This window comes from Rhizobium sp. 57MFTsu3.2 (genome assembly GCF_012932765.1).
In the GTDB taxonomy this organism is placed as follows: Bacteria; Pseudomonadota; Alphaproteobacteria; order Rhizobiales; family Rhizobiaceae; genus Rhizobium; species Rhizobium altiplani.
On record NZ_JDWI01000017.1, the window covers coordinates 1 to 25,399 of the forward strand.

Genomic DNA, 25,399 nt, shown 5'->3' on the forward strand with positions numbered 1-25,399 from the left:
CGACAGAAACTAATCGACCAAACCCACGGGCTGGCGGTCTTCGAATTGCTGATTGCGACCGCAGTTGTCGTCTACGTGATTGCACGGTTCGGTCAGTTCGCGTGGACACACTGGTGGCAAGTGCCTCGACCCGACTTGCTGGAGGTATAGTCACGGAAAGATTGCCCAGGTAAGTCGGAAGCAACCGCCACGAGTTTCTGGGATAAGTGCGGCCGGAATTGGGGCGCAAAGAGGGTTTCGCCCGCGATCGGCTCATTAGCGGACAGGTGTTATGGCCAGGAGCAGTGCGAAGAGGGCCTAAGGATATGAATCCACCCCGGCAGGAAGGTTACGTGTACTTCCAATCGGAACCTAGTGCGCAATCGATTGCTGCGGGTCCTCTGCTTTCCGCCCACGAACCTCAGTACGAAGTCAGAAAAAGCACGCGAGCCGTCAGCGGGCGAGACGAGGGTCCAAAGGGCTGGTAGGCCACCTTTAATCCCGACAACCAATGCGTGGCAAGCGTCTGGTGGCGGCCGATCATCCACTTGCCTGTTCACACGATAGCCACAGCTTAATCACTTCAATCCCTGAACGTTTCGCGCCCGCTAGATCGCTGCGACCTGGACGATGTAGGGTGAGCTAGCCCTTTTTCATCTCGGCCATGTCGTCGGGAAGTACGCGCATGCCTGCTTCATGGGCAGCATCGACGAATGCGGCCCGGACCGTATCGGCATCGGTGTAAAACTCAAGGGCTTCGACCGATCGCATTAACGCACTGTGAAATTTATCGCCGTCGCCGGGAATATGCTGGATCGGATCAAATGGGAAGCCGCCTCCGGTCGCTTACAGCGGCACCCGTAAAAATCTGGTCTGGGTCAAACCGACACTTATCGCAGAGATCGATACCGAGCCTGGACGGATGACGGGAAGCTTCGTCACGCTTCCCATAAAGGGCTTCGGGACGTGCAAGACAATGTGGCCGCCTTCGACATTTCTCTCGGTTAAGTGCTTCTTGCTGTATGCCTCGGTATCGCATGCCATCGAAGACGGCGCTCGATTACTACAAGATTCAATGAGGCGCTCGCTCAGAAGAAAAGGTCGCCCGGTTTCGTTTGCCGGGCGGCCTCCCACTGCCGCAAAATTTGATTATCGCGATTAGCGCTAATCAGTTTACCTAGTTGCTGCGGCAAGCTGCTGGGGACTTAGGCGAAGCGCTGCTGCGCGGCGGTGGCCCTCAAGCTTTTCTGTGGCACTCTGCCGAACGGCCGCGGGGGCGACTGCTGCAACACCGCGCTCATCCAGCCACTGGTGCGTGGCGATCTTTACATAGGAGCCAACCCAGAGGCCACCGGTGTAACGGCCAGCAGCCATCGTAGGCAACGTGTGGTTTGTGCCACAGCACTTGTCGGAGTAGACGACGCTGGCCAATTCGCCAATGAAGAGGGAGCCGTAGTTGCGCAGCTTCTTAGCGGTCGCTTGTGGATCACGGGTATGGACCTGAAGGTGCTCCGTCGCGATGTAATCCGAGTAGGCGATCATGGTTTCTTCATCATCGACAACGGTGACCTCACCATAATCCTTCCAGGCAACGCTGGCGACAGGAGCTGTCGAGAGAGTTTCAAGCTGCTTCTCTACTTCCTTGATTGTTTCTTCTGCCAGCTTGCGGTCGGTTGTAACAAGGCCGACGCGGGTGCGTACGTCGTGCTCTGCCTGGGCCAGCATGTCAGTTGCGAGGGTTGCAGGATTGGCCGTCTCATCGGCAACGATGAAGATTTCACTCGGGCCAGCGAGCTGATCGATTCCGACCTGACCGAATACTTGGCGCTTCGCCTCATTGACGAAGGCGTTGCCCGGGCCAACGATCTTGTCGACTGCGGGGATCGTTTCCGTACCGTATGCCATAGCCGCAATCGCTTGGGCTCCTCCGACCCGGAAGATGCGGTCTGCGCCAGCGAGATGGCAGCCTGCGATCATTGCGGGATGAGCATTCGGCGGAAGGCATGCGATCACCTGGTCACAACCAGCGACCTTGGCCGGGACAATGGTCATGACCGGTGCCGAGAGGAGGGGGTAACGACCCCCCGGAACATAGCAGCCCACGATCTCGATGGGAATGACGCGGTGGCCAAGGTGTAGGCCCGGCAGGCTTTCGATTTCGAGTGGCAGGATGGTTCCGAGTTGAGCTTCCGCGAACCGGCGGACGTTTGCAATGGCGAACTCAGTGTCTTCGCGGGTTTGCGGGTCGAGATCGGCGATGGCCTTCAGCTTCTCTTCCTCGGTAACCTCGAAGTTCGCGACGTCGGCCTTGTCGAACGCCACCGAGTATTCACGCACCGCGGCGTCGCCCCGCTCACGTACGCTAGCGATGATCTCCTTAACCGTCTTTTCAATCGAAGCAGTGTCGGAAACTGCGTCGCGCTTCGGTTCCTTGATCCGTGTAAATTTGCCTTTCAGGGCGTCGAGCCGCGATGTCATGAGGTTCTCCTATGTGCGTGCTGGAACGAAGCATCCCGTACTGAAGCCACTCAGACAATTGCCCACTAGACAGGTGTTCAGTATTTTCACCGCGGCTCGCGGACTGCACGCATTGTGGATAGGCGTGCGTGCTCACCAATGCCATGCTAGCGAAGGCGCATATTCTAAAGGGAAATCGCATGCCAAAAATTGGGGTGAAGCTCAGAGAGCTACGTCGTCGTCGCGATTTGGGTGTTAGAGAACTTGCAGCACGTTCGGGGATCTCACACTCGACGATATCCCTCATTGAGCGGGATCGGATGAGCCCCTCGATCGACACGCTGAGTGCCGTCTTGGACGCGCTGGGTACCACGCTGCCGGGTTTCTTCTCAGATTTGCAGTCTAGCCTACCGTATACCCCATTCTACACGTCCCAAGATCTCGTAGAAATTGGCAAGGTCGATACGATCTCATATCGAGTGATTGGCCTCGATCATCCCAATAGGCAGCTTCTAATGCTCCACGAGCGTTACGCGGTCGGGGCAGATTCTGGCGAAGCGTTCACCCATGCGGCCCAGGAAGCAGGCATGCTCCTGTCGGGAGCAGTTGAGGTTACCGTGGGCGGACAGCAGAAAATTTTGCGCCCGGGCGATGGTTACTATTTTGACAGCCGTCTTCCACATCGATTCAGGAATGTCCACGATGGGGAGAGTGAAATTCTGAGCGCCATCACCCCGCCCACGTATTAACCCTCTAAGCAGCGATCACCAGCGGTGAGAATAGTCACCAAGCCCCCAACGCTCACTTCCAAAAGTGGCAAAACGTGGTTTCCTGTTCGAGGTTCAAACCAACAAAAGGGAACGCCGATGAAACTCCTGAAAGTCTCGCTCATTGCGTCAACAGTATTGGTGACTGGCGTCCTCGCCGCCCAAGCTCGTGATCTCACAGTTGTGTCCTGGGGTGGAAATTTCCAAGACGCACAGCGCAAAATTTTCTTCGAACCATATGCAAAGGAGTCCGGCAAACCGGTTCTCGATGAGAGCTGGGATGGCGGGTACGGTGTTCTCCAGGCCAAGGTTAAGGCTGGAACGCCGAACTGGGACGTTGTCGAAGTAGAGTCCGAGGAATTGGCTCTTGGTTGCGCGGACGGCATCTACGAAAAGATCGACTGGCAGAAGCTTGGAGGTAAGGAGTCCTTCCTGCCAGCAGCCGTCAGTGATTGCGGTGTTGGTAACATTGTTTGGTCAACTGGTCTTTCTTACGACGCTGACAAGCTTAAGGAAGCACCTCAGACGTGGGCGGACTTTTGGGATACCAAAAAATTCCCAGGCAAGCGTGGTTTTCGCAAGGGGCCGAAATATGCGCTCGAATTCGCACTGATGGCGGACGGCGTTCCGGCTAATGAGGTCTATAAGGTCCTCAGCGCCGAAGGCGGAGTCGACCGTGCGTTCAAGAAGCTCGACGAGCTGAAGAAAGACATCGTCTGGTGGGATGCAGGTGCGCAACCCCTCCAGCTCCTGTCTTCCGGCCAAGTCGTTATGACAGCAGCCTACAATGGTCGTATCACCGGCATCAACCGCTCCGAAGGCAAGCATTTCGGCTTCGTGTTCCCAGGCAGCGTTTACGCTATCGATAGCTGGGTCATTCTGAAGGATGCTCCCAACAAGGACGCGGGCATGGACTTCATTGCCTACGCAAGCAAAGCCGAAAACCAGGCCAAGTTGCCCGAATACATTGCTTACGGCCTGCCAAATCTTGGCGCCTCCAAGCTCGTGCCGGAGAAATACCAGAAAGAATCCCCGACCTCGGAAGAAAATCTTAAGGGCGCAATTCCCTTGGATGTCGACTTCTGGACGGATAACTCTGAGGAACTGACCCAGCGATTCAACGCTTGGCTCGGTCAGTAACTATTGGTGCGGGGCCTCCTCGGAGGCCCCTTGTCGAACGGCTGTTTCAGCAGTTCGCGTTAGAGAAGAGTCGGCTTACATGACAAACGCCTTCATTCAATTCGAAAAAGTCAACAAATCGTTCGGGATCATGACTGTCGTCGACAATCTCGACCTCGCGATTGCAAAGGGCGAGTTTGTCAGCATGCTGGGCCCCTCTGGCTCGGGCAAAACGACTTTGCTCATGATGCTTGCGGGCTTCGAGAAGCCGACCAGCGGCGCGATATCTGTTGGCGGGAAGCGTGTCGACGGCCTGCCGCCTTACAAGCGCAATATGGGCGTTGTTTTTCAAAACTACGCTCTGTTTCCCCACATGACCGTTGCAGAAAATGTCTCGTTTCCCTTGAAAATGAGGGGTGTCTCCAGATCTGAGATCGTGGAGAGGGTCGGGAAGGCGCTCGATATGGTGCAGTTGGGCGCGTTTCAGGATCGGAAACCGATCCAGCTGTCCGGGGGACAGCAACAGCGTGTGGCCCTGGCACGTTCGTTGGTATTCGAACCTGAAGTCGTCTTGATGGACGAGCCCCTCGGTGCTCTTGACAAAAAGCTTCGCGAGCAAATGCAGCTCGACATCCGTGACATCCACCGAAGGCTCGGTTTGACGATCGTCTTTGTCACTCACGATCAGACGGAGGCGTTGACCATGTCCGACCGGATTGCGATCTTCAATCACGGGAAAATCGAACAGATCGGAACGCCCGCACAAATTTACGATAACCCACAGACGCAGTTCGTTGCTGAATTCATCGGGGAAACGAACCTTCTAACGGGCAAGGTCAAGAGTGCCGGAAATGGTGTCTTAGGTGTCCATCTCGAAAGCGGCGCAAATATCGAGGTCCGAACCTCGACGATTGCCGACGTGGGCAAACCGGTCAAGGTTTCGGTTCGACCTGAGCGTGTCGAGATCAATTCCGATGTGCCAGCCAGCAATCGCCTGAGCGCCACGGTCGCCGATATTGTCTATCATGGCGACCATCTGCAGGTTCGCATTCGCAACCAAGGGAAAGACTTGATCGTCAAGGCGAACCGTAAATCCTCGCCATTGAGCGTTGGCGATGAAGTTGTCGCTTCCTTCTCTCCAGAACAATGCTGGATCGTGGCATGAAGGACACTTGGCTCTGGAAACAAGCCGCATCGTTATTGTTGGTAGCGCCGCTGGCACTCTTTCTCGTCTTCTTCTTCGTCGCGCCGCTCGCGACCATGATGAAGTCGGCAGTATCCGACCCCGTCGCATCTCGTGCTCTGCCAACGGTCGCCTCTGCATTAAAGGGGTGGGACAGGGCGAGCGCTCCTCCCGCTGATGCTCAAAAGGCTTTTGCAGCCGACATCCGGGGCATCAAGGACGACGAGCTTTTTGGTGATCTCGTTCGGCGATTGAACAGCGCCAAATCAGGCTTCCGCACCCTGATGAGTAAAACAAAATCCGCCGTTTCATCCGACCCCAACATTAGCGACCTTACGACGATCGACAATCGCTGGAGTGATCCTGCATTCTGGATTGCTATCCAAGACGCAGCGAGTTCTCCAATAACGGACCGCAACCTGCTCGCCGCCGTGGATTTGACCCGGGACGTAAATGGATCGATCACGAGTGCTCCAGCAGGAACGTCCGCCAACCGGGATACCTTGATCCGGACGCTCACTACCGCCGCTACTGTCACGATTTGCTGCATTCTGCTGGGCATGCCGTTCGCAATGGTCGCATCCTCAGTCACAGGGTGGACCAGGCAGTTGTTGCTGGGCGCGGTCCTGTTGCCACTATGGACATCGCTTCTAGTTCGAACAGCGTCTTGGTTCATCCTGCTTCAGGACAACGGACTAATCAACTCCACACTTCAAGCAGTTGGTTTGACTAGCGGGCCTATCCCTTTGATCTTCAACAGGGTAGGGGTCGTGATCGCCATGACCCACGTGCTATTGCCGTTCATGGTGCTGCCAATCTTCAGTGTGCTGATCAGTATTCCCAAGAATCTGATGCCTGCGGCCGCATCGCTCGGGGCAAATCCGGTCCGCTCCTTCTACCTTGTGCTTCTTCCCCTCTCGCTTCGCGGCGTTGTTTCGGGATCGCTGCTCGTCTTCATGAGTGCACTTGGTTACTACATTACGCCCGCGCTTATCGGCGGTGCCAAGGATCAAATGATAAGTTCGGTTATTGCCTACTATGCGACGGGTGCTGCGAACTGGGGCATGGCAGGCGCACTCGGCCTAGTACTCCTGATAGCGACGATCCTGCTCTATATCGTCTATCTGCGGCTTTCTTCTGAGGAGGCTCGGACATGAAGCCGTTGACCATCGCAAAGCTAGTCTTCGGAGCAGCCGTCGTTTTCTTTCTGATGGCTCCCTTGATCGCAATCTTGCCGTTGGCCTTTACCAACAGCGTGTTCCTCAACTACCCGATCCCAAGCTTCTCTCTCCGGTGGTTTCACGAACTTCTCACGGCAGACGCCTGGCGCCGTTCGATCTTCAATAGCCTGGTAATCGGTGCTGGAACGACGGTCCTTGCTACTATTCTCGGGACAATTGGCTCTCTGGGTCTTCGCGGAAAGAAGATTTCGTTACTATTTGGGTTCATCCGTACTGTCTTCTTGCTGCCCATGGTCGTCCCAGCGGTTGTGCTGGGGGTAGGGATGCAGCTTATGTTCGCCCAGTACGGTCTCGCCAATACGTATCTCGGCGTCATCATTGCTCATTCGGTTCTCGCTATACCGTTTGTCGTGGTCAACGTGACGGCATCTCTGCAGGGGATCGATCATCGCTTGGAGCACGCTGCGGCGAGCATGGGAGCAGCGCCCCACGTGGTATTGCGAACCGTGACTCTTCCCCTGGCAATGCCGGGGATCGTTTCCGGTGCCGTTTTTGCGTTTGCAACGTCATTGGACGAGGTCGTCCTGACATTGTTCGTGGCCGGACCTAACCAACGCACCCTTGCCCGTCAGATGTTCTCTACAATCAGGGAGAATATCAGTCCGGCCATCGCTGCCGCAGCATTCGTCTTCATCGCAGGCACCGTCATCATCGCCTTGCTGGTGAACATTGGGAGGAGGGCACAGAACGCCTGAGCAGGTGCAAGCTTCTGCCTAGTCATCATTGACCAAGACACTGAGACCCACGGAGATGTCTTTCTGATCCCGCGCACCCCGGCGGAGCGGGAGAAGGCCAGAGCGACGGCTGAGACAGCAAAGAGATGGCTCATCTCGGTTCCTAAAGTTGGGAGCGACGCGCCGTCAGATCAGCAATCAGGGCATCCAGCGCAGCGCTGGTCTCCACTTGCTTCTCGAACAGGCCTTCCATCGCCTCGGGTGATCGTGAACGGCACCGGGGCCATAGTGAAGCCAGAACCTGTTGGGTTTTAGCGCGGTGGTTGCTAGTATTGCCTGAGAGACCGTCACCTGGTGGAGACCAAGCATGGCCAAAATGCCCGACCAAAAAAGTGGTGATAGTCCGGTCGGAATGCACACCGCGTCTGGCATCTCTGCTTCCTCAGCGAAGGGTGCGACCTCTCCAAACGCCCTTCATGCGATTGTCAGGTCTCTAGGACGCAATCTCACATTTGCAGTCATATTTGCCGCCTTGACCGCCGTGGTCTTAACGGTGCTGATAGCTATACTGGACTGAAATTTGTCTCCGCGCGGCCCGGAGGGACTCGAACCCCCAACCAAGCGGTTATGAGCCGCCAGCACGCTCCGCGCCAGCGGCCGGCAGTCGCCGTCAGGAACGCCGCAACTTTTTGGAACGCCTGTCGTCTGCAAGTTCTCTGCGATCATCTCCCGTCAGTCTCGTTCAGCCAGATTCCTCGTCATGCTGTCATATCTACTGACCCAGTTGGACCCACACCGCGCCGTTCCTACTGCGCCCGGAGAGACGCCAGTTGGGAAAGCTGGTCTGTCCTGCGGCCGGAAGTCGCGACCGGGTCAAGCCGTGCCCGCCCAACTTGCCGGGATAGCCCTCGGCGGATGACCACAACGGCTCAGCCGAAACCCGGCAAGTGCCCACGCCGAAATCGGAAGACGAGCGCCCCAGCGCACCGACCCTGAAAAGCGCACGCCGGATCCCCTGCAAGGAACCGTTCAATCGCGTGCAGGAGCAGTATTTAACTGTCGGGCGCACCATAACTATGTGATATTATTGACTTAATTAGAAGTAGGGGTTTCATTAGCGTTGCGGGGCGCGACCGGCAGCCGCCGGCTGCCCCGCCTTAAAGCTAGGAAAGGATGGTCCGATGGCAGGCGATCGCAGGAATAGCAGAAGGAGGCCGCCCAGAAAGACGAGCGCCGCGGAATACCGCCGAGACCCTGACGTTCCGGACCTCGAGTTGCGCATAGGCTCGAAGGGCCATCGCTCTTGGACGATGCTGGGCCGGTTCGGCGGCGCAGGGAACACCACTCGTCGAGTTGTGGGAAATGCCCACAAGATGTCGGTGAAGGAGGCCCGTGAATTAGTTCTCCATGGAAGGAGATGAATAGGGCAGGCGTCGATCCGGCCGCGGAAAAGCTCCGTGTCCGACTCGAAGCGGAAAGGCTGGGCCGAGCGACCTTCCGACAAGCCATGAGCGACTACGTGGCGTGGCCGCCTGAGCGGAAGCGCAACCGCAACGCCAAAAAGGATCAAGGGACACTCACGCGCGAGTTCCTCGATCCGCAGCGAAATCCCTGGATCGACAAGCCGCTCCGGGAGGTCACCGGTGTCGAGGTGCAGCGGGTGATCGAAGCGATCCGCGACCGCCCCGCTGCGGCCAGCGCCTACGAGGCATTCGGCTTGCTGAAGAGGTTCTTCGAGTGGGTGATCGCGCCTAAGCGCCGGGCCGAGCTTGGCGTCATGGAGTCGCCGCTGACCAAGCTCACTAACGAGGAGATGAAGCTCCAGAAGAACAAGCGGCATAGAAAACACGACGCCGATGAGGTCCGAGCCTACTGGGCCCGCGCCGAGACAACCGCCTATCCCTGGGGCGAGTACTTCAAAGCGCTCATGCTGACCGGCCAGCGTAACCGGGACGTCCGCTTGGTGCAGTGGTGTGAATTCGATCTTGAGAAGCGCACGTGGACGATCCCCGCGGTGCGCTTCAAATCCGACCGCGACGAACTCGTGATGCTCTCCGTGCCGGTGATACAACTGCTCGACCGCATCAAGAGGCGCCAGTCAGAGAATCATGGGCCCTTCGTGTTCTCTACCACGGACGGGTGGAAACCGATCCAGGGAGCCAGCAAGGCGACGGAGGTATTCAGGAAAAGGATGGGCGAGATCTATGCCGAGAAGCACGGCAAGCCAATGAAACACTGGGTCCCGGCCTGCTGGCCATGCGCGTCGGGACCGTAGTGGGGATCTCGAGGCGGTCGCGAGCCGCGTGGCCGACTGGGGCGCGGGGCGATAGCCCGACACGCAGCAGGCCGGAGGTCACCGGGAACGAGCCGCACCATTTCTCGATGCCGAGAGCGTAGATGTTTGCGATCACCAGTTCATGTCGGCCTTTTGAAGGACATGTCCTCGGATCCTTTGGTGCGACTGTTGTCGTGCATCGACCGGAGGACTCAGCAGGTCGATTTGGCGACAAACTGTTGTCACGCCTAGCGGAGGGCGCCCGACGTGCGATAGGACGTTTTCGCCATCGAAGCTGGATCGGAATCCGATGTTGTGATTTAGTCTGCAAGACTTTCAGTAGGATAGGAACCGCTGCCATTCCCAATCAGCGGGGCCATAACTCCCAATCGGCCGAGGTTTCCCGGCACCGCATCGGCTCCATCTGAATTTCCCGATCGGGAAATTTTTCCAAACACAGATCATCGGGCGCTCATGATTTTCCCGATCGGGAAAATTGTACTCGACAGGGCGGCTGATGTGCTGTTATTTTCCCGATCGGGAAATAAAGATGGCAAAACAAGTCAGAAGTCCAGCCGATATCGGCGCCCTAGTACGCAGCGCACGCAAGGAGCAAAACTTGCGACAGGACGAGCTTGCCGGGGTCTCTGGAGTTGGCCTAAGGTTCATCGTGGACCTCGAAGCCGGCAAGCCGACAGCTCAGATAGGAAAGGTTTTGCAGGTTCTGCAAACGCTGGGTTGTTCGATTGATATTCTAGCCCCCGGTGAACGTAGAAAATGACGGTTAGGGTTCTCAATGTCTGGTGGGGTGGTCGCATTGTCGGGCAATTCACCCAAGATAAGTATGGCGATATCGGCTTCGCATACGCTGAAGCTTGGCTTGATGACGAAAAGACGCCTCCACTGTCGGCCTCACTTCCGAAGCGTCCACAATGTTTTTCTCGCCGTGAATGCCGGCCATTTTTCGGCGGCCTGCTGCCAGAAGAAAGCCAGCGTCTTGTTGCGGCGCAGGCGTTGGGTGTTTCACCTGCCAACGACTTCGCGCTTCTTGATCGCTTGGGCGGCGACGTCGCCGGCGCGCTTCAGCTTTTGCCTGAAGATCAGGAACCCATCGGGGCAGAACCGATTGCGGATCAGCAAACGGCACCTCTGGATGAGGCAGGAATCGTTCGGATATTGGACGTACTTCCGACACGGCCGCTATTGGCCGGCCAGGAAGGCTTGAGGCTATCGCTTGCGGGCGCCCAATCAAAAGTTCCAGTTGTTCTAGTCGATGGCCAAGTCGCCCTACCGCTTCCAGGCCAGGCGACTACGCACATCTTGAAACCACCAATCGCGCGCTTTCCGGGGACCAGCGAGAATGAAGCCTTCGTGATGAGGCTTGCTGCCGCAATCGGGCTCGACGTTGCTCCCGTCGAACCGAGGTCCGCGAATGGTCGCCCTTTCCTTTTGGTCGAGCGATACGATCGCTACTGCGATGCCGACGGTGTGGTTCGCCGTATCCATCAGGAAGACTTTTGCCAAGCACTCGGTGTGCCACCTGAAACTAAGTATGCAAGCGAGGGCGGGCCGACCTTTAGGGATTGTTTTGAGTTATTGCGGCGGGTATCTGAGCGGCCGGGTCCGGACATCGCAAAGCTTTTGGATGCTGCGATTTTCAATCTCATTGTCGGAAATGCGGATGCCCACGGCAAGAATTTCTCGATCCTTTATGATGATCGTGGACCGCGAATGGCTCCGCTGTACGATCTGCTATCCACGGTGGCCTATCCAGACCTTTCTCCGAAGATGGCTATGCGAATCGGCAAACGCGCAACGCTTTCGGAAATGGACGCCGCTGGTTGGCAGGCTTTCTCGAAGGAGACAGGTGTCGGCTTACTCTTAGTACGCCGTCGGGTGAAAGAACTATCAGATGCCACAGGGGACGCGATTCCCCGATTGTCAGAAAAGATGTCTCCACTTGCCACAAATGCTGCGACGTTAGATCACGTAGCCGATTCGATCGCAGACCGTGCCAAACTCGTGGCCCTGAGCATCTAACTCAACAGCGCCAACCATCTCCGCAGGCATAACCCAAATATTGAGTTGTGACCCCGGTCGCAGCGCGTGCGGCCGGCTTGCGGTGAAACCTCCTAAAACCAGGCGTAGCTGCAGAGCAGCGTCGCGCGAGGGCTTTGTCAAGGTGAAAAGGGTGACGACGTCCCGAAGCTGGCCATGCTCAGAGAGGCAGCTCGCGAGCACACGGACGCGTTCCTTGTTGCCACCGACATGATTGATGCCGATCAGCGGGAGGCTACGCCGGGGATGCGCGAGCAGCCCTAGCGGACAGCGGTTCAAACGTCGGCCCCTCTTGGAGGACGTCAACGCCCGCGATAGTGTGCGAAAAAGTCTGGCTGGGGGCCGAATGGACACGCTCAACATCGCGTCGCTTGTATTCTTCATCGTGGTGTGGATTGCGATTGAGCCGCTATTGGCGCTCGGGTGGCCACGGCCCAACGATAGCTTGTCCGTGGATATGGTGCGGGTCCGAGCCGCGTGGATGCGCGAGACGCTGACCCGCGACAACAATTTCATCGGCGACGCCGCGATCCTGGGCCACACGATCAATTCCGCGTCCTTCTTCGGCTCAGCAAACCTGATCGTGATCGTGGGCCTCAGCGGCTCTTTGTTCATGGAGCCCAACTACGGAAACGGTGACGGCCTGATCGCTATGTTCGCGGCCAAGGACCCCGCATGGCTCTTCCAAACCAAGGTTTTGCTGATTATCGCCACACTCCTCAGAGGACTATCGGATTTCATCTGGGCGGTGAGGCAGCTGAACTACTGTCTGGCCGCAATCGGCGCCAGCCCGTCGCGACAAGAAGAGCGCGACATCGCGGCCTGGACCGAGGCGCTCACGCTGGTCCTGAACCCGGCGCTCCGATCATTTAGCGTCGGCGTGAGGTCGTACTACTTCACTGTAGCGGCGGCCTTCTGGTTCCTGGGTCCGCTCCCGTTTCTGATGGCGACGGTACTCGGCGTGGGCCTGCTGATTTGGCGCCAATCTTGGTCGGATACGGCGAAAGGGATCATGGCGATCCGCAAGCTGCTGGATTGACTTTGTGGCGGGTCACGGCCGACGGAGGGCAATAGTGGGAGAGCGCGAACGGAGCTTCTCTTCACCCCGCGCAGCCTGTCAAGCTTTGGGTGGAGACGATGCCGATGGGTCCGACTTCAAGGGCGACCTGGAAGCGGCGGAAAGCCTTTTCCGTTTTGGTGACCAAAACGATACCAGCCCGGGGGTTAGAGCCGCTCCGATCGGCGCCACGTCGCGAACATTACTGCTGGAGCCTTCATTCTGGACATTCATCGCCGTTTCCTCCTGCCTCACAACGTGCAGGAGGCGGGGCGGTTCACACACTGCCTATTTCCGAAGCGCTTTTCCATCGATTGAAAGATGGGCGCTTAGATCGAGCCAGGTCACCTTACGCTTTCAGGTTCCTGAGTGCTGGCGGAAGCAGTCCGGTCGAGAAATCCTGATAAGAGACAGGCCGAAAAAACGGTAGATCGCGAGAGTGCCCACGGAAGTGGATCTGCCGTCTGCTGTCGCCGGGTCGGGGCCGCCATGGACCATCGCCGGAGAAACTTCGACGCCGGTCCCGAACCCGTTCACGAACAGGCGCCCCGCGAGCATTTCAAGCTTCGGAACAAGACGACGAGCATCGGCTTCATCATCGTGATTGACGAACAGCGCGACCGTCAACTGCCCCTCCAGTGCGTCGATGACCGTCTCGATATCCGTGAAGTCCCGGCAATGCACGACGATGCCCGCGGCGCTGAATACTTCGTTTTGAAGTTCCTCATGTGCGAGGAAGCCCGACGCCGTTGTCTCGAAGAGCGCTGCCGCAATTGCGGATCGAGGGTACCGCTTTGGGAATGCGACTGTTTCGGATGTTGGTGCGGCTGTTTGCTGGAAGGGGCCGCGCGCCGTCGCACTGTACGACGACGGAATTGCTCCAACCGCTATTCCTGGCTCGATGCGCATGTTCAGATACAACCGGCAATCTCATTGCTGGTCTATGCCTGCGCGTTGTTTGTGACCTCCGTGTGTGATGTGGAGTGAGCATAGGAAATCCCGAGAGCGCTTCTGAGTTCTGACACTCCATAGGCCAGGACCAGAAGCAGCACGAGGATCGCAATCAAAAGCCAGACCCAACCGCGGTTACGATATCGGCGAGGAGTGGTGCGCAGGTCCAGATCGTTGTTCTCGCTATCCTTCGGCATACGGCTTCCCTGTAATATTTCTGGATCAACAAGCGGCGGACAAACCTGTTCCGATGATCAGACTTCAGTCCGTGCCGCGACCAAGTCACGTTCGGCTCGTAGGGTTGGTGTGGGACCTAAGTCCGGGAGCGGGTCCAGACTTCAGCCCGATGTGTCGTTGGCCATTTTCTCTATTTTCAATAGCATCGACGCAAGAATGCAATTTGGAGAAAGCAATGCGTATTTTGACTTTAGCATCTGTTGCGGCGTTTTCCGTCGCTGTTGCTGCTAGCCCCATTGGGTTTGCCGGTTTCGATACGAGCGCCTTTGCGAAGAGTGGAGGGAATGGTGGTGGAAATGGCGGCGGGAACGGCGGCGGCAATGGGGGCGGTAACGGCGGCGGCCAGGGTAACAGCGGCAACCACGGCGGCGGCAACAGCAATAGCAAAGCCGGCGGCCATAGCCAGACCGGGAACACGAAGTCGCAGGGCGGCCTCAAAGGAAAGTCAGGTGATGCCGGTAGCAAGGCGCAATCAACAAAGGGCAGCAAGGAGACTGTTGCCACGCGCGAAAAAAATACCTCGGCACAGCTAGCTGGTCTGAACTCCCTCAATCGGAGTTACAAGGCCTACATGCACACATCCGATCCCCGTATGACCGCGATCGCAGCCTACGCTATGGCCTATGCCCAATACGAGATCGACAACGGCACCGAACCCTCTGTCGACGATCCAGTTCTCGGCGACCAGGCTCTGGAGGACGCACTGGCGTCAGCAACGAAGAGCGGCGAAGTAAGCCCCGGTGTTCTCGAGCGGGCCAAGACCATCCTTGGAGTTGGCGAGGAAGACGGAAAGATCGATCAAATCCGAGCGTCGCTGGAGCAGTCTGAAGAGACAACTCCTGACGAATAAACGCCCATGAGGAAGGCGGTCGATGCCATTCAGCCTCGACCGCCCTTGATGCGGGAAAGGTCAACCCCTCCGCCGTCTACATCATTTGCTCTGTCATCGAGAGCAAAGGGCGCCATGAGAATGCCAATGACATTCCGGCTGACCACAGGATCATCGGAAGCATCACAGCGTCTGCGAACACTTTGCCCACGTCATCGGTGTCGAAGTCCCGTGCAAGAAGGACCGCGCCCCATTCCGACGTAGATTGCTCCGGGGCCGCCTGTTCGGCGGCGATACTCCCAAGCAGCGCGCTGGTAACGGCTTGCTCCGGCGTAGCGTAGTCACCTGAAATAATTGGGGTAGGGCTTATGCTCTCTTGTTTTTTGGGCATGGAAACGTACTCTGTTGACCACCGATAAAGGCCCGTGGTCGCGCGAAGTTGCATGACGGTTTTGTCAAATCCGACGCCCATTAACGCAGATCAGCCAAGCAGCCAGCTCTCAAAAAGAAGGCTCATTTGAGATGGGCCATCCAAGAGGGGGAATTAACAGGGAGTTGAGGGACTAGCGGCCCTCAGGTCGCACTATAAGGGATTCCTTGCGAAGGCTTCGTGGAATAAGATGCATTTCAACACGGGACCGGATGCTTAGACTTGCCCGAGTTGGCGCTAGTGAAGAGACGAGGCGGCCGCCCGCTGTATGCATCAGCCTGACACGCACGTGTCCTCACAAGGATGTTGCGGATGCCTGCAACACAAGTCTCGCAGACATTGAATGGCGATCTTCTTCGGCGACATCTCGCTGAAATCCTCAGCCGTAACGAATGGTCTCGAGACAAGCTTCGCGCCTTTCAACGAGAAAGACTTCAGTCGATACTACGACACGCCGTCCAAGCCTCTCCTTACTACCGTGAAACGCTCGGCGATCTCGTTGCCCGCAGGACAGCCTTCGGGGAGTACCCCATTCTCACCAAGCGCGCGTTGATGCAAAACTTTGACCGGATCGTAACCGATCCGCGATTGAGCAGGGGCGCTGTCGACGATCATCTCTCTGGCGAACACCCGGGCGCGGCGATGTTCGGAGAGTACCGTGTGGCTGCGACCGGAGGAACGAGCGGCGAGAGAGGATTCGCGGTGTTCGACCAAGAAGGATGGCTGTCGGCGATCGCAAACACGCTGCGCTTTCAAAAAATGGTTGGTATCGACGAGGATACGAACAGTATGGGAATATTCGCGTCCTCTCCCGTGCATATTTCACACCGAATAGGAGCGGAGATACGCGCCTTGCGCCCGTCAGCGCCGCGGCTCAATGTGTTAATGCCGCTGTCGGAAGTGGTTAGCGGCCTCAACACCTACCAGCCGCAAGTGATCTCGACGTATCCCTCGTATGTAAAGGTGTTGGCCAACGAGCAACTCGCGGGTCGTTTGCATATCAAACCGCGACTGATCCGGACGAGCGCCGAAACTCTGACAGAAGACGTGCGAAGACTTGCCGCCAAAGCATGGGGAGCCGTGATTGCAAACAGCTACACCTGCACCGAGGCGGGGGCCATGGGACATGAGTGTGAATTGGCCAATGGACTGCACTTGGCAGAGGACGCTTTTGTGTTTGAGGTGGTCGACGCGAATGGTCGCCCAGTTCCAAATGGAACCCGCGGCGCGAAATTGCTCGTCACAAGTTTGACCAACCGCGTTCTGCCTTTAGTGCGCTACGAAATTTCCGATGTCGTCACTCTTGCGACTGAACCGTGCCGGTGTGGGCTCCCGTTCTGGCGGATCGCTTCCATTGACGGTAGAGCGGAAGAGATGCTTCGTTTTGGGAGCGTAGACGGCGGTATGGTCGAGGTCCACGCTCATCGGCTCCGCTCACCTCTGACAGCGACCCCAGGTGTACGACAATATCAATTCGCCCAGCTGCCAGACGGACTGGAGATCACGATATCGCTTTTCCCAGAGACCGATCCTGACGTCGTTGGGGAGAGTATCCGCCGCTCCGTTGACGCAGAACTGGCAAAGGTGGGCGCGCGCGCTGGCAAGCTCCTTATCAGGACAGTGGATGTGATCATGCGCTCAGGCGCGGGCGCAAAGGAGAAGCTGGTCGTCACGCCTACCATATCAGATACGTGATCCCAGGCTGCCTCGATCCAAGGTGGCACCATGACTGCTGAGGCTAGGCATACGTGACGCCAGGGGTCATGGACCGCAAAGCGCCGAAGGCAGACGTCACGAAGTCGGCAGTAGAGTTCGCGCAGGAACCTCGTCACAATTAATTAGATGGAGTATTCTCGCCTTCTTGCAGGCACCGTGGGGATTGGATGTCGGGCGAAAGCCGTAGTGGAAAACGGTGCACGCTCGGCAGGATCATGGGGGACAGTACATTGGAGGGGTGCAACACAGAGGAAACAAGCGTCATCGCTAGGCAGCGGGTCGAAGTGTTGAAGCGCGAGCTTGCCGAGGCGCTCGAACAACAGACGGCAACAAGCGAGATACTGCGCGCCATCTCGACTTCGCCCACCGCTGTAAAGGCGGTGTTCGACACGATCGCGCAGCGTGCCGCCCGACTTTGCGGTGCTCAATATTGCCACGTGTTTCGCTATGATGGCGAATTGTTGCATTTCGTGGCGCATAACGGGCTGGAACCCGAAGCAGCTGTGCCTCCAGCCCCGCCGCATCGAGGCAGTACCGCGGGGCGTTCGATCCTCAGCCGATCGGTGGAGCAGATAGAGGACTGGCGCGTCGATCCCGAATACACGGCCCATATCGTCATGGGCGCTCAATCCTCGAACTATAGAAGCCTGGTGGCTGTACCGATCATGCGCGAGGATGCCCCGATCGGAACCATTGTCGTCGCACGGCCCGATCCTGGATTTTTTCCTGATCGCCAGATCGCACTTCTCAAGACCTTCGCAAACCAGGCAGGGATAGCGATCGAGAATGCTCGGCTGTTTACGGATTTGGAAGAGCGGAACCTCGAGCTTAAAGAATCACTGCAACAGCAAACGGCAACGGCGGATGTTCTCAAGGTCATCAGTCGGTCCGCTTTTGACCTCCAGACCGTCCTTGACACCCTTGTCGAATCCGCCGAGCGGCTGTGCGAGGCTCACGACGCGGCGATATTCCTGAAACAGGGAGACATGCTCCACCTGCAAGCACACCATGGCCCAATTCCAATCGACTTCCCTGGTTGGCCAGTATCACGGGGCTGGGCGACCGGGCGAGCCGTGGTTGATCGAAAGCCCGTCCATGTGCCTGATTTGACGGCCGTGCCCGACGAATTCCCGGACGGTTACAGCATGGCAGTCCGCATGGGCCATCGGACAATTCTGGCAGTTCCTTTGCTGCGGCAGGGCGAAGCAATTGGCGGCATCGCCATTCGTCGGACGGAAGTCAGGCCGTTTACCAAAAGGCAGATCGAGGTTGTCCAGACCTTTGCCGACCAGGCGGTCATTGCGATCGAGAACGTGCGGTTGTTCGAGGAAGTGAAGGCTCGAACGGCAGACCTATCCGAGGCGCTGGCGCAGCAGACCGCGACAGCTGACGTTCTGAAGGTCATCAGCCGCTCCGCATTCGATCTGCAGGCAGTCCTCGATACTCTGGTAGCGTCCGCTGCACGTCTTTGCGAGGCAGATATTGCTACGTTGACTCGACCGATGGGAGATGCCCACTACCCTGTCGCGGGTTTTGGATTTTCGCAGGAATTCGACCACTATTTTCGAGCCCTCCCGCTGGAACCGGGGCGCGGGAGCATCGTTGGTCGAACTCTCTCCGAGGTCCGACCGGTCCAGGTTGCCGATGTCCTTGACGATCCAGAGTACGCAATGCCCGAGGCCCAGAGGCTTGGCGGGTTTCGCACCGTCCTTGGGGTGCCGCTCTTGCGGGAAGGAAGTCCGATCGGAGTGCTCGCATTGACCCGCTCAATCGTACGGCGCTTCACCGACAAGCAGATCGAGTTGGCATCGACCTTCGCCGACCAGGCCGTTATCGCCATCGAAAACGTGCGTCTCTTCAAGGAGGTGCAGGCGAGAACGGAGGAACTGTCGCGGTCGCTCGAGGAACTCAAAACCGCGCAGGACAGGTTGATCCAGACGGAGAAGCTCGCCTCGCTCGGACAACTCACCGCCGGCATCGCGCACGAGATTAAGAACCCGCTGAACTTCGTCAACAATTTCTCGGCGCTGTCGGTCGAATTGCTCGATGAGCTTCGGCAGGTGTTCGACAGCATGGTAGCCGACGACGCGACGCGCGCCGAGATCGACGAGCGCACAGCGATGCTCAAGGGCAATCTCGAAAGGATCATCGAGCACGGCAAGCGGGCCGATTCGATCGTCAAGAACATGCTCTTGCACTCACGTCAGGGTGCAGGCGAGCGCCGACCAGCCGATATCAACACCATTGTCGAGGAGAGTCTCGGTCTCGCCTATCATGGTGCTCGAGCCGAAAAGCAGGGTTTCAACATCACACTGGAGAAATCGCTCGATCCCACAGCCGGGGAGGTTGATCTTTATCCGCAGGAGATTACGCGCGTGCTTCTCAATCTGATCTCCAACGGCTTCTATGCGACCAGCAAACGCGCCGCCTCAGAGCGCGGGGACAGCTATGAGCCGACGCTTGCCGCGACGACCAAAAATCTCGGCGACAGCGTCGAGATTACAATCCGCGACAATGGCCTTGGCATTCCGGCGGAGCTGCACGAGCGGATATTCGATCCTTTTTTCACGACCAAGCCTGCTGGCGAGGGGACGGGCCTCGGCCTTTCGCTCAGCCACGATATCATCGTCAAGCAACATGCCGGTTCGATCGAAATGGAGACGGAGCCTGGTCGATATACCGAGTTTCGCATCCGGTTGCCGCGATCGCGGCAGTGATTGCAATACCGGAGGGCAAATCATGAGCCTCCTTATACTGGTGGTCGATGACGAACCTGACATCGAATTGCTTTTCAAGCAGCAATTCCGCCATGACCTGCGCGCAGGTCGCTTCTTGATGGAGTTTGCTCGTTCGGCGGCTTCAGCACTCGAACGGATCGCAAATGCGGCCGACGTGACGCTCATTCTCATATTGTCCGATGTCAACATGCCGGGGATGAGCGGGCTCGAATTGCTGCCCAAGGCGAGGAGCTTGCGGCCTGACGTGCCGGTAATCATGATCACCGCCTACGGCGATCCCGAGACCAAGCGAAGGGCCATCCAAGACGGCGCAGAAGCGCTGTTGACCAAACCGATCGACTTTGCCGTATTACGAGAAGAAATCGACATGCGAATTGGGCGGGCCGCATGAGTACAAGCATACTCGTTGTGGATGACGAGCCGGACCTGGAGATGCTTCTCGTCCAGAAATTCCGGAAGGAGATTCTCGCCGGCACGCTGCGTTTCTTGTTTGCCCGCGACGGCATCGATGCGTTGGCCATGCTTGCGGCCAACAACGATGTGGATATCGTTCTGAGCGACATCAACATGCCGCGCATGGATGGTCTTTCCCTGCTGGCGAAGCTTCAGCAGAGGGACGAGGATTTGTCCACGATAATCGTTTCCGCCTACAGCGATATGGCCAATATCCGGATCGCGATGAACCGCGGCGCATATGATTTCGTAACGAAGCCGATCGATTTTCCCGACTTAGAGGCGACGATCGTCAAGACGATCCACCACATCGAGGCGTTGCGTGAGGCGCAGCGCAAGCAATCAGCGGCTGAGGCGGCGCGTGCATCGCTTTCCCGTTATTTTTCGCCGAATCTCGCTGAAAGCCTGGCCCGCAGCGCCGATTCTCTTGATCTTGGTGGAAGGCGGAGGGATGTTGCGTCGCTCTTTACCGATCTGACGGGGTTCACCACGCTGGTGGAAACGATCGAGCCGAACGTACTCGGGCAACTCCTCAACGATTACATCGTTGGTATGACCGACATAGTGTTCGCCCATGACGGTACCGTCGCCAAGATTATTGGCGACGCAATCCATGTGCTGTTCGGCGCACCTGTCGAACAACCGAACCATGCCAGTCGCGCGATCTCCTGCTCATTCGCTCTTGACGCCTTCGCACGGTCTTTCCGTGAACACTGGTGCAGCAAGGGAATAACCCTTGGTCATACTCGGATCGGTGCCCATTCCGGCACGGCAGTGGTCGGCAACTTCGGTGGAGGAAAGTTCTTCGAATACAGCGCCTATGGTGACACCATCAACGTTGCCGCACGCTTGGAATCGGCGAACAAGGCGCTTGGCACGCGTATCTGCGTGAGTGCTAGCCTCGCGGCAAGCATGCAGGGATTCTGCGGCCGCCCTGTTGGCGACCTCCTGCTCAGAGGCAGGGTGGAGGCGATCCGCGCGTTCGAGCCGCTTGAGGCCGAAAGTTATGCCGCCGACGCAACGCAGGCGTACATGGTTGCCTTCGAAGAATTGGAAACCGGCGATCCTCGTGCCGTAGCTTCATTCGCTGCCCTGGTTGCTCGCAACCCCGAGGACCCGCTTGCTGTCTTTCACCTGAAGCGGCTGATGAACGGCGAATTCAGCACGACCATCAACCTCAAAAATGTCCACTAATCGTCGAGCCCTTCACATGCCACCAATTTCCCCAACGGGCTCTAGCAATAGTGAATTTCCAATAGCAAGCAGGCCGCCGTCGAACTGAACGGTCCACGAAAGGCCTCGGGCAGCCGGCGGCAGTCGCATCCGCCAGATCAGGATCGGCAGCATCTACCCCGCCACCATGGGCATGCTGCCGACCTTCCTTGCCAAGATCGCCCGCAAGTATCCCGATGTCCGCATCCACATCGCGTCGGGCAATACCGGCGAGATCATCCGCGGCCTGGAGACCGGCCAACTCAATCTAGGCTTCATCCGCCCGGTGGAAAACATCGGCTCCTTGCGCTTCGTCTCGCTTGCGCATGAGCGCTATTACCTGGCGGTCGGCCATGCCAATCCGCTGGCAGCCAGGGACGAGATCACGATCGACGATCTGCGCACTCAGAAGATCATCGCCTTCAACCGGCAGAACCTGTCGTTTACATGGGTAATCGCGGCGCGATCTCCTCCTCATGTGAAGAGGACCCAACCGCTGGCCGCGATGACATCATCGACATCGCACGGTCGCTGGCAAGGGCAGGAGGACGCTCGTGACCTGCGACTACAAGACACCGTTCGACTTTGGCGAAGAGGTGATCATCTGTAGCAAAATCGTGCCATGACGGTTGGCTATTACCGCTAACGTCATTTTAGTTGCAATGTACGCTCTTGGCCGCACAGCGGACTTCATCGCCATTGCAGAGTATAGGCTCGACCGTTACGATTGCTGCGCTCAGGCTAAGCCAACCAAGAGTGGCGGCAAAACAATGCCGGCAAATGGATTCAAGAACCTGTCAGAACGAATAAGTAGCTTTCCAACGCCGGTAGCAGGGCTGGCGCTTGGCATCGCGAGCCTTGGCTTGTCGTGGGAAAATCTGCTTCCTGGCGTTGGGCTTGCCGAAACCGGTGCCGTGATTGCTGCGTTTCTGCTCATCCTGCTGAGCGTGCGGTTCGTCCTTCACCCGAAAACGCTTTCCCGCGACCTCGCCAATCCCGTGGTGGGCGGTGTAGTCGCTACCTATGCAATGGCGTGGATGCTTGTCTCGATAAGTCTCTGGCAGTCCAGTCATCTGGCCGGGGCGTTGCTATGGTTGTTCGGGCTNTGCATGCATGTTGTCTTCTTGGCNTTGTTTGCCAGAAACAGAATGGCGGTTCGGTTCGAACTGCCGCATATGGTGCCAAGTTGGTTTATTCCCCCGGTCGGCGTCATTGTCGCCGCCGTGTCCTATCGAGGCCCGCACGAAGGACCTTTGTTCTTGTTGGCGGTTACTGCATTGTACTTCGGAATGGTTATCTACGCGCTGATGCTGCCGGTAATGTTTTACCGGTTCATCTTTGCGGAGAACGTTGCGGTTACAGCGATGCCGACGCTTGCGGTCCTCGCGGCCCCGGCCAGCCTGTCGCTGACAGGATATTTGTCGTTGGTCGACGACCCACAACCATTGCCAGTTATTCTGCTGATGGGAATCTCGGTGCTGATGACTGCCATTGTGTATGTCGCGTTCGTACGATTGCTTGCGCTCCCGTTCTCGCCCGGGTTTTCGGCTTACACTTTCCCCTTGGTCATCGGGGCGACGGCGCTTTTCAAAACGGCCGATCAGCTAGAGGTCTGGCAAATCCGACAGAAACTAATCGACCAAACCCACGGGCTGGCGGTCTTCGAATTGCTGATTGCGACCGCAGTTGTCGTCTACGTGATTGCACGGTTCGGTCAATTCGCGTGGACACACTGGTGGCAAGTGCCTCAACCCGACTTGATGGAGGCATAGTCACGGAAAGATTGCCTAGGTAAGTCGGAAGCAACCGCACGAGCGTTGAGGGATAGCGAAGCCAGAACCTTGTTGGGTTTTAGCGCTGTGGTTGCTAGTATTGCCTAAGAGACCGTCAGCCGGTGGAGACCAAGCATGGCCAAAACGCCTCACCAAAAAAGTGGTGATAGTTCGGTCGGAATGCACACTGTGTCTGGCATCTCTGATCCCTCAGCGAAGGGTGCGGCCTCTCCAAACGCGCTTCACGCGATTGTCAGGTCTCTAGGACGCAATCTCACATTTGCAGTCATATTTGCCGCCTTAACCGCCGTGGTCATAACAGTGCTGATAGCTATACCGGACTGAAATTTGTCTCCGCGCGGAGTAAGTTACGCATGGTCACTCTTATGGCGTGCGCTTTCGGGGCTCTCGCCCTTGCAAGCATTCGAGTTGCTTCGTGCATAACACGCGCGAGCTCTAGGTGTCGGTCCGTGAAGGTGCACCCCGATCTTGGGTCAGCGGGAGCTGGAATTTTCCGAGGCTCAGGCTCAGTTCGGCGGGGGTGAAGGCTCAAGGAACGCAGGTGGATTGCGGTCGCGATCTCGATACCCCAAAGCTGTGTGAATCTGGCTGACTACCGCCGCGCCTTCGCCCACAGCTGCTGCTACCCGCTTGGTGGAGCCCGCTCTTACATCTCCAATGGCAAAAATGTTCGGTATGCTGGTTTCGAGGGCCAGAGCTGCGCGGCCCACCTCTTGTTCGACGAAGGGATCGAAAGCAGCTCCCGTTACGATGAATCCGGCGCGGTCCGTAGTAATGTGCGGGCATAGCCAGCCGGTGTTAGGATCAGCACCAATGAACATGAAGAGCTGGCGGACTTCGAATTCCGTCTCTCTTGCGGACTTCAAGTTTCTGATCTTCACTGCCAGAAGCGACGCATCCCCCGATAAGGAGGTTACCTCGCATCCGACGTGCATCACGACATTCGGGAGGGCGGCAATCCGCTCAATCAGGTAGGTCGACATCGTATCCGCGAGGTCCCTTCGTATCACCAGATGGAGACGGCTGACCTTGGGGGCCAAATAGGCGATTGCCTGACCAGCAGAGTTGCCCCCACCGACGACGACAATATCCCGGTTCTCACACCACTTTGCTTCGATGGGCGTTGCCCAGTACGACACCCCGGCACCCTCGAAGTCTGAGACATTCGAGATACTTGGTCTGCGATATCGTGCTCCAGATGCAACCACGACCGTTCTCGCCATTATTGCTCGCCGGTCGGTCGTGCGGAGATTGATTAGACCACCGCGCCGACTCCCGGGAACGGGCGGTGACATCTCAGAAATTCTCAAGGGCAGGGCAACTTCGGCGCCGAACTTCAGGGCCTGATTGAGTGCTCGACCGGCCAGGGCTTGGCCCGAGATACCGGTCGGAAAGCCCAGGTAGTTTTCGATGCGGGAAGAACTACCTGCTTGTCCTCCTGCAGAACGTTCGTCCAGGACGATAACGCTCAGGCCTTCAGAGGCGGCATAGACCGCCGCAGCCAGTCCTGAGGGACCCGCCCCGACGATCGCAGTGTCGTACACCATCTCCGGGTCCAGCTCCGGTGTAATCCCCAGACAGCATGCTACCTCCGCGTCGGTGGGCTTTTTCAGGACAGTCCCGTTTGGGCAGACCATGACCGGTAGATCGCTGGTCTGGATACCCAGGCGCTCCACCAGATCGTGACCCTCGCCATCGCTGGAGGCATCGACCACAACGTAGGGGTATCCGCTCCGAGAGAGGAAGATTTGAAGGGCACGCAAATCCGAGTTTCCATCGTGTCCAATCAGCACGGTGCCGGAATTCCCGGTGTCGATGAGCGCCACGCGTCGAAGAATGTAGGCCCGCATGATGATTTCGCCGACCTCGGCCGAGCCGATGATGAGCGCCTTGACGTGCGTGGCGTCAAAGGGGATGGCGACGCAACCATGGTGGCCAGCCCGTGAAGCCGCCATAGCAGGCCGCCCCGACAATTGATTGAGTTCGCCTGAGAAGTGGCCCACCCCATGCGACACGATTGCGGTCTCCGAGTGGGAGCCAATTTTCCCGAAGACATCAAGCCGCCCAGAAAGAACCAGCCAAGCCGGGACTTGCCGGTCACCAATCGATGAGACCTGTTCTCCAGGACCAAACGTCTTTGGCTCTCCGCTGGCGAATCTTTTGGCTACTTCTATCTGCAACGGGGTCAGGACGGGAAACAGCTGGGCTTGGCGAGAGTGGACGTCCATGC

General features: G+C 57.6%; 19 protein-coding genes, 1 tRNA gene and 4 pseudogenes. 17 read left to right on the forward strand and 7 right to left on the reverse strand.

The genetic code is table 11. The features are described 5' to 3' along the window. Window positions 1–621: 621 nt before the first annotated feature. Window positions 622–768: pseudogene (locus AF71_RS18005) on the reverse strand (DUF982 domain-containing protein); the annotation flags it as partial. Window positions 769–838: 70 nt separating this feature from the next. Between AF71_RS18005 and AF71_RS31780 the strand changes: the two are divergent. After that, window positions 839–987 (forward strand): annotated as a pseudogene (locus AF71_RS31780) (ATP-dependent DNA ligase); the annotation flags it as partial. A gap of 165 nt (window positions 988–1,152) precedes the next feature. On the opposite strand, the gene hisD reads toward AF71_RS31780, so the two are convergent. Continuing rightward, window positions 1,153–2,457: a histidinol dehydrogenase gene (gene hisD, locus AF71_RS18010; protein WP_169682364.1), complete on the reverse strand. Its 1,305-nt coding sequence runs from the start codon at window positions 2,455–2,457 to the stop codon at window positions 1,153–1,155. Between the two features lie 179 nt (window positions 2,458–2,636). Here hisD and AF71_RS18015 point away from each other — a divergent pair, with 179 nt between their 5' ends. From AF71_RS18015 to AF71_RS18035, 5 genes are all read left to right on the forward strand, one after another. After that, on the forward strand, window positions 2,637–3,185 hold the full coding sequence (locus tag AF71_RS18015) for a cupin domain-containing protein (protein ID WP_018859639.1): 549 nt from the start codon (window positions 2,637–2,639) through the stop codon (window positions 3,183–3,185). Between the two features lie 117 nt (window positions 3,186–3,302). Beyond that, complete coding sequence (locus tag AF71_RS18020) at window positions 3,303–4,343, forward strand: ABC transporter substrate-binding protein (RefSeq protein ID WP_192303026.1); 1,041 nt, start codon at window positions 3,303–3,305, stop codon at window positions 4,341–4,343. Between the two features lie 79 nt (window positions 4,344–4,422). Further along, window positions 4,423–5,487 (forward strand): ABC transporter ATP-binding protein, encoded by a 1,065-nt coding sequence (locus AF71_RS18025; protein ID WP_169682365.1) that lies wholly within the window; start codon window positions 4,423–4,425, stop codon window positions 5,485–5,487. Further along, a complete protein-coding gene (locus tag AF71_RS18030; RefSeq protein WP_192303024.1) occupies window positions 5,484–6,662 on the forward strand; it encodes an ABC transporter permease in 1,179 nt (392 codons plus the stop codon). The genes AF71_RS18025 and AF71_RS18030 overlap by 4 nt, the downstream gene beginning before the upstream one ends. Beyond that, complete coding sequence (locus tag AF71_RS18035) at window positions 6,659–7,441, forward strand: ABC transporter permease (RefSeq protein ID WP_169682366.1); 783 nt, start codon at window positions 6,659–6,661, stop codon at window positions 7,439–7,441. Before AF71_RS18030 ends, AF71_RS18035 begins: the two co-directional genes overlap by 4 nt. Before the next feature lie 568 nt (window positions 7,442–8,009). Here the strand turns inward: AF71_RS18035 and AF71_RS18040 are convergent. After that, window positions 8,010–8,082, reverse strand: a tRNA-Ile gene (locus AF71_RS18040). A gap of 845 nt (window positions 8,083–8,927) precedes the next feature. Between AF71_RS18040 and AF71_RS18045 the strand changes: the two genes are divergently transcribed. The 4 genes from AF71_RS18045 to AF71_RS18060 all read left to right on the forward strand — a co-directional run bounded on the left by AF71_RS18045 (window position 8,928) and on the right by AF71_RS18060 (window position 12,792). Continuing rightward, window positions 8,928–9,695, forward strand: a complete 768-nt coding sequence (locus AF71_RS18045) for a hypothetical protein (protein WP_169682368.1) — start codon at window positions 8,928–8,930, stop codon at window positions 9,693–9,695. 550 nt (window positions 9,696–10,245) lie between these two features. After that, window positions 10,246–10,476 carry a helix-turn-helix transcriptional regulator gene (locus AF71_RS18050; protein ID WP_018859659.1) on the forward strand — a complete coding sequence of 77 codons (231 nt, stop codon included), beginning with the start codon at window positions 10,246–10,248 and terminating at the stop codon, window positions 10,474–10,476. Further along, complete coding sequence (locus tag AF71_RS18055) at window positions 10,473–11,735, forward strand: type II toxin-antitoxin system HipA family toxin (RefSeq protein WP_169682370.1); 1,263 nt, start codon at window positions 10,473–10,475, stop codon at window positions 11,733–11,735. The genes AF71_RS18050 and AF71_RS18055 overlap by 4 nt, the downstream gene beginning before the upstream one ends. A gap of 364 nt (window positions 11,736–12,099) precedes the next feature. Continuing rightward, window positions 12,100–12,792, forward strand: coding sequence for a DUF599 family protein (locus tag AF71_RS18060; protein ID WP_169682372.1), 693 nt, complete (start codon window positions 12,100–12,102; stop codon window positions 12,790–12,792). Window positions 12,793–13,159: 367 nt separating this feature from the next. Here AF71_RS18060 and AF71_RS18065 read toward each other — a convergent pair. Together AF71_RS18065 and AF71_RS18070 are read right to left on the reverse strand one after the other, a co-directional pair. Continuing rightward, window positions 13,160–13,581 (reverse strand): annotated as a pseudogene (locus tag AF71_RS18065) (aldehyde dehydrogenase (NADP(+))); the annotation flags it as partial. A 170-nt stretch (window positions 13,582–13,751) separates the two neighbouring features. Continuing rightward, window positions 13,752–13,958 (reverse strand): hypothetical protein, encoded by a 207-nt coding sequence (locus AF71_RS18070; RefSeq protein WP_169682374.1) that lies wholly within the window; start codon window positions 13,956–13,958, stop codon window positions 13,752–13,754. A 215-nt stretch (window positions 13,959–14,173) separates the two neighbouring features. On the opposite strand from AF71_RS18070, the gene AF71_RS18075 reads away from it, so the two are divergent. Then, window positions 14,174–14,848: a hypothetical protein gene (locus AF71_RS18075; protein WP_169682563.1), complete on the forward strand. Its 675-nt coding sequence runs from the start codon at window positions 14,174–14,176 to the stop codon at window positions 14,846–14,848. A gap of 76 nt (window positions 14,849–14,924) precedes the next feature. On the opposite strand, the gene AF71_RS18080 is transcribed toward AF71_RS18075, so the two are convergent. Beyond that, window positions 14,925–15,218: a hypothetical protein gene (locus tag AF71_RS18080; protein ID WP_169682376.1), complete on the reverse strand. Its 294-nt coding sequence runs from the start codon at window positions 15,216–15,218 to the stop codon at window positions 14,925–14,927. 351 nt (window positions 15,219–15,569) lie between these two features. Here AF71_RS18080 and AF71_RS18085 point away from each other — a divergent pair, with 351 nt between their 5' ends. From AF71_RS18085 to AF71_RS18110, 6 genes and pseudogenes are all read left to right on the forward strand, one after another. Beyond that, window positions 15,570–16,952 carry a phenylacetate--CoA ligase family protein gene (locus AF71_RS18085; RefSeq protein ID WP_210258306.1) on the forward strand — a complete coding sequence of 461 codons (1,383 nt, stop codon included), beginning with the start codon at window positions 15,570–15,572 and terminating at the stop codon, window positions 16,950–16,952. Between the two features lie 236 nt (window positions 16,953–17,188). Continuing rightward, window positions 17,189–19,690: a GAF domain-containing protein gene (locus AF71_RS18090; RefSeq protein ID WP_246733726.1), complete on the forward strand. Its 2,502-nt coding sequence runs from the start codon at window positions 17,189–17,191 to the stop codon at window positions 19,688–19,690. Window positions 19,691–19,712: 22 nt separating this feature from the next. Then, the gene (locus AF71_RS18095) at window positions 19,713–20,102 is read left to right on the forward strand and encodes a response regulator (RefSeq protein WP_169682380.1); all 390 of its coding nucleotides are present in this window, start codon (window positions 19,713–19,715) and stop codon (window positions 20,100–20,102) included. Continuing rightward, window positions 20,099–21,358, forward strand: coding sequence for an adenylate/guanylate cyclase domain-containing protein (locus tag AF71_RS18100; protein WP_169682383.1), 1,260 nt, complete (start codon window positions 20,099–20,101; stop codon window positions 21,356–21,358). Before AF71_RS18095 ends, AF71_RS18100 begins: the two co-directional genes overlap by 4 nt. Window positions 21,359–21,485: 127 nt before the next feature. Next, window positions 21,486–21,934, forward strand: a pseudogene (locus AF71_RS18105) (LysR family substrate-binding domain-containing protein); the annotation flags it as partial. A 71-nt stretch (window positions 21,935–22,005) separates the two neighbouring features. Beyond that, window positions 22,006–23,148, forward strand: coding sequence for a TDT family transporter (locus AF71_RS18110; protein WP_246733727.1), 1,143 nt, complete (start codon window positions 22,006–22,008; stop codon window positions 23,146–23,148). Window positions 23,149–23,675: 527 nt separating this feature from the next. Here AF71_RS18110 and AF71_RS18115 read toward each other — a convergent pair. Next, the gene (locus AF71_RS18115; RefSeq protein ID WP_169682385.1) at window positions 23,676–25,397 is read right to left on the reverse strand and encodes an NAD(P)/FAD-dependent oxidoreductase; all 1,722 of its coding nucleotides are present in this window, start codon (window positions 25,395–25,397) and stop codon (window positions 23,676–23,678) included. Window positions 25,398–25,399: the final 2 nt, after the last annotated feature.